Below are 3026 nucleotides of genomic sequence, written 5' to 3'. Positions count from 1 at the left end.
GCAGCGTCAAGCCGGACAGGAAACTTTTGGCGAATAGTTTCCTGCCGGTAAGAAATGCCATAGTGTCAAGCCGGATAGGAAACTATACGCGAATAGTTTCCTGTCGGTAAGAAACACCGCAGCGTCAAGCCGGACAGGAAACTTTTGGCGAATAGTTTCCTGCCGGTAAGAAACACTGTGGCGTCAAGCCGGATAGGAAACTTTATGCAAACAGTTTCCTGTCGGTAAGAAATGCCATAGCTTCATGTCGGATAGGAAACTATACGCGAATAGTTTCCTGCCGGTAAGAAGCACCATAGTGTCAAGCCGGACAGGAAACTATACGCGAATAGTTTCCTGTCGGTAAGAAACACCGCAGCGTCAAGCCGGATAGGAAACTTTTGGCAAATAGTTTCCTGTCGGTAAGAAGCACTGCAGTGTCAAGCCGAACAGGAGCCCTACCCATTGCCTTCTCAGTAACGTATAATATAAGGGAAGCACTGATTCATTCGATAACGATTTAATCAGCGCCCCTAAGAGGAAATTCGGTACTGTTTTTCAAGGCAGTGTTTTTATAGAATGAAAAATGAAGGAGGAGTTATGTTTACAGCAACAACCATACTGGCGGTGAAAAAGGATGGTCATACAGCCATGGCCGGCGACGGTCAGGTGACCATGGGGAATGCGGTGATTATGAAGAATACGGCCCGCAAGGTGCGCCGCCTGTATCACGGAAAGATTATTGCAGGCTTTGCAGGCTCTGTGGCCGACGCCTTTTCTTTATTTGACAAATTTGAAGCGAAGCTCTCGGACTGCAGCGGCAATCTGGTGAGGGCGGCAGTGGAATTTGCCAAGGACTGGCGGCGGGACCGGGTGCTCCAGAAGCTGGAAGCGCTCCTGATTCTGACTGACGGAGAGCATCTTTTCCTCGTTTCCGGCAGCGGAGAAGTGATTGAACCGGACGACGGCATTCTTGCCATCGGCAGCGGCGGCAACTATGCCCTGGCTGCGGCTCGGGCCCTGTCTCAGAATACCGGTCTTTCTGCCAGGGAAGTGGCGGAAAAATCACTCCATATTGCAGCAGACATCTGCGTATATACCAATCATAATGTTATTGTGGAGGAAATCTGATGGAAGAACTGACACCCCGTAAGATTGTAGAATATCTGGACCATTATATTATCGGGCAGAAGGACGCCAAAAGAGCAGTGGCGGTGGCCCTTCGGAACCGCTGGCGGGCCGGGCAGCTGCCCCATGATATTTCAAAGGAAATCAGCCCCAAGAACATCCTTCTCATCGGGCCTACGGGGGTAGGCAAGACGGAAATCGCCCGCCGTATCGCCTCCCTGACCCATGCGCCTTTCGTGAAGGTGGAAGCCACCAAGTATACGGAAGTAGGGTATGTCGGCCGGGACGTGGAGTCCATGGTACGGGATCTGGTGGAAGAAGCGGTGCGCCTGGTGAAAAAGGAAGAAGCAGCCCTTCACGGCAGGGATGCAGATGAAGAGGCTCTCCGCCGCATTGCGGAAGCTCTGTGGCCTTCGAAGAAACCGGAAACAAGGAGCCCCATGGATATTATCTTCGGCGAAAAGAAGGAAGATAAGCCCCAGGATGAAGGTGAAAAGGAAAGACGCAGGGAACTCATCGAACGCATCCGCAGGGGAGAACTGGATGACCGCATGGTGGAAATCAAGGTGGAGGATAAGGGAAATGCCCCTGAGTCGGACAATGAGCAGGCAAACCAGATTTCCATCATGATTTCCAGCATGATGCCCAAACGGACAAAGAAGAAGAAAGTCACCGTGGCAGCGGCCAAAAAGATTCTGGCCGAAGAAGCGGCCGATGAAATGGTGGATATGGAAGTGGTGAAGGAAAAAGCCATCCACTATGCGGAGGAAAGAGGCATTATTTTCATCGATGAAATCGATAAAATCGCAGGAAGGACAGGCGCTTCCGGCGGCCCGGACGTTTCCCGGGAAGGGGTGCAGCGGGATATCCTCCCCATTGTGGAAGGCGCTACGGTGAAGACAAAGTACGGCCAGGTGAAGACGGATCATATCCTTTTCATGGCCGCCGGCGCCTTCCATGTATCCAAACCCAGCGACCTTATCCCCGAACTTCAGGGCCGTTTCCCCATCCGGGTGGAACTGTCCAGCCTGAATAAAGATGACCTCAGAAAAATACTGACCGAACCTCGTCAGGCTCTCATCCGCCAGTATACGGCCCTTCTGGAAACGGAAGGACTTCAGGTCTCCTTCGGGGAAGATGCACTGGATACCATTGCGGACATCGCTCTTCAGGTGAACCGGGAAACCGAAGATATCGGTGCCAGAAGACTCTATACCATCCTGGAAAAAGTACTGGAAGATCTCTCCTTCGATGCTCCGGATATGGAGCAGAAGGAAGTGGTGGTGGACAGCGCCTATGTAAAGGAAAAACTGGGGAAAATTACAGAAAACATCGATATTTCAAACTACATCCTTTAAGGAAAAACCGGCGGCCCTGTCCGCCGGTTTTTTGGGGTTCCTGCCGGCAAGAAACACTGCAGCGTCATGTCGGATAGGAAACTTTTAGCGAATAGTTTCCTGCCGGTAAGAAGCACTATAGTGGCAAGCCGAACAGGAAACTTTTGGCGAATAGTTTCCTGCCGGTAAGAAATACTGCAGCGTCAAGCCGGATAGGAAACTTTTGGCGAATAGTTTCCTGCCGGTAAGAAACACTGCAGCGTCAAGCCGGATAGGAAACTTTTGGCGAATAGTTTCTTGTCGGTAAGAAACACTGCAGCGTCAAGCCGGATAGGAAACTTTTTGCGAATAGTTTCCTGTCGGTAAGAAACACCGCAGCGTCAAGCTGAACAGGAAACTTTTTGCGAATAGTTTCCTGTCGGTAAGAAATACTGCAGCGTCAAGCCGGATAGGAAACTTTTTGCGAATAGTTTCCTGTCGGTAAGAAACACTGCAGCGTCAAGCCGGATAGGAAACTATACGCGAATAGTTTCCTGCCGGTAAGAAGCACCATAGTGTCATGTCGGATAGGAAACTATACGC

General features: G+C 50.9%; 2 protein-coding genes. Both read left to right on the top strand.

What is annotated here, in order from left to right; genetic code table 11:
• Positions 1 to 579 precede the first annotated feature (579 nt).
• Positions 580 to 1110, top strand: coding sequence for an ATP-dependent protease subunit HslV (gene hslV, locus Q0482_RS00275; RefSeq protein ID WP_291056503.1), 531 nt, complete (start codon positions 580 to 582; stop codon positions 1108 to 1110).
• Positions 1110 to 2465, top strand: a complete 1356-nt coding sequence (gene hslU, locus Q0482_RS00270; protein ID WP_299141960.1) for an ATP-dependent protease ATPase subunit HslU — start codon at positions 1110 to 1112, stop codon at positions 2463 to 2465. Before hslV ends, hslU begins: the two co-directional genes overlap by 1 nt.
• Positions 2466 to 3026: the final 561 nt, after the last annotated feature.

Source organism: uncultured Dialister sp. (assembly GCF_937959425.1).
Taxonomy (GTDB): domain Bacteria; phylum Bacillota; class Negativicutes; order Veillonellales; family Dialisteraceae; genus Dialister.
Note: the sequence above shows the minus strand (reverse complement) of the source record. Positions and strands in the feature narration are given on the sequence as shown.